Genomic DNA, 2296 nt, shown 5'->3' with positions numbered 1-2296 from the left:
GTTTATTGGCTGTTCTTCTTGTAATCGCTTGGTGTACAACCATATTTGGTTTTAAATACTGTTGCAAAATAATTTGGTGTAGAAAAACCGACCATATAAGTAATCTCAGAAATAGAGTAATTTTCGTTGATCAGCAGATAACTGGCCTTTTTTAATCTCCGGTTCAGGATATAATCGGTAATGCTGCAATCAAGTAAGGCCTTTACCTTTCTGTATAATTGTACCCTTGAAATACCAACTTCTCTGGCCAGGTCGTCTACGCTAAAATTTTCGTTTCCAAGGTTCTGCTCCACAATGCCAGCAAAATCATTTAAAAATTTCTTATCCAATGCTTTAGAAACGGGAATTTTTGAGGAAGAGCTGATGTCGCTGCTGTAATGCGCTTTGAGCAGGTTTCTGTTTTTGAGCAGATTGGTTACGCTGGCCAGAAGGTAATCAAAATTAAATGGCTTTACAATATAGGTATCTGCCATACTTTCCATTCCTTGAATTTGTTGTTCTACACTCCCTTTAGCTGTTAACAAAATAATAGGAATATGCGAAGTCCTGATGTCAGATTTCAGTTTGTTGGTGAGTTCGGTGCCCGTCATTCCAGGCAGTACGACATCTGAAATGATCAAATCAGGTACCTGTTCGTAGGCTGAAGTGATGCCGCTGGTGCCTGTATTGGCAGTAAAAACCTCATATTGACCAGCAAACTTATGGCTCAGATAGTTCAGTAGATCAGGATTGTCTTCGATCAGGAGCACAGACTGTTCTTTTATGGTATGAAAGGCATCAATAGGCTGTGTCTCTGCAGGTTCGTCCAGATCTGTCGTGTAGATTTTAGCCTGCTCATAGAGTTCCTCTTTATCCAGGCTTTCTTTCTTTTTTTCTTCTTCTTTAAAATGTCCATCGCCTGCAGGAAGTTTAAGTGAAAATGTAGTGCCCCGCCATTTTTCACTTTGCACATTGATATCGCCATAATGCAGTAACATTAATTCCTTGGATAAGGCCAGGCCAAGGCCGGAGCCTTTGGCCGCATGAACGCCACTTTGATAAAAACGCTCAAATACATGGTCCGTTTCTTCTGGCGACATTCCACTGCCATTGTCTTTTACATCAACATAAATATAGTCTTCTTCCTTACGTACAAAAATATGAATGGTTCCATTTGCGTTGGTAAATTTTAAAGCATTGGAAAGAAGGTTAAAGATCACTTTGTCTAGCATATTGGCATCAAACCAAACCATCAGTTGCTGTTCTTTTGTAACCAGTCGAAGGTCTATATTGTATTTTTTTGCATTGTGCTGAAAGCTTTCCAGAATTTCCTGAATAAATTCTATTAAGTTGTTTCTGGAGGCGCTGATCCGCATTTTGTCATGCTCAATCTTGCGGTATTCAATCAGCTGGTTAATTAACCTCAGCAGTCTGAATACATTTTTATGGATGAGTTTGAGGTTTCGGCCCGCGGTGGTCTTTATTTTTTCATTTTGAAGCAAGTCCTCCAGTGGGGAAAGAATCAGGGTAAGAGGCGTTCGGAACTCGTGCGACATATTGGTGAAGAAATTGAGCTTCGCTTCTGTAGCCATTTCCGCCTTAGCCGACATTTCGATCAGCTGATTCCTTTGTCTCAGGATTTCCTGGTTATTGGCTTCCAGACTTTTGTTGATTTTTCTATTCTCCAGCAAGGAATAAAAAGCAAGTCCTCCAAAAACTACAGCCAAAACAAGAGTAATCACCGTAATATTCAATACGGTCTGCTGATTGTTAAACAGAGCTTTCTGCTCTTCGAGCAGCATCTGTTGGCGCTCAATATCTTTCTGCTGGCTGCTGATCTTGCTCCATTGCAATTTCATCAGTTGAACATTTGCTGAGTCGATAACCAGCGATTGAAGGAGGTTTTCTTTTGAAAATTCTTCTTTGTTCAGGATCTTAAAAGCTGTTTGAACGGCCTCTTTTCCACCCGTTGCATAAAGCATACTGGCATCCAATACCCGATTGGCTACCATTTCCAATCCACCTCCTGTTCCTGGAAGCGCATCAATGCCGATGATTTTGATGTGATGGTCTAACTTAAGCTGGTTTACGATACGTCTCGCACCAGAAGCCATCATGTCATTGTGTGCAAATATAGCGTCGGTCTGCTGGAGTGAAGCTTTTGCTTTGAGCAGTTGTTTTTCTGCATTTTCCTTAAGCCAATCCCCGTAAATTTCCGTCCGGATGTGTACATCAGGAAATTTTTTAAGGCCATCAGCAAAGCCTTTTTGTCTTTCAATAGTAGGAGAAGAGCCGGGTAGTCCCATAATCTCCAGGA

1 protein-coding gene is annotated in these 2296 nt (G+C 41.0%); it reads right to left on the bottom strand.

From position 1 onward, the window contains the following. Window positions 1-2 precede the first annotated feature (2 nt). A partial coding sequence (locus DBR11_RS22820) for an ATP-binding protein (RefSeq protein ID WP_233260866.1) occupies window positions 3-2296 on the bottom strand: 2294 nt, incomplete at its 5' end.

This window comes from Pedobacter sp. HMWF019, assembly GCF_003061025.1.
In the GTDB taxonomy this organism is placed as follows: domain Bacteria; phylum Bacteroidota; class Bacteroidia; order Sphingobacteriales; family Sphingobacteriaceae; genus Pedobacter.
The sequence above is the reverse complement of the archived record's forward strand: the minus strand, read 5'-3'. Positions and strand labels throughout refer to the sequence as shown.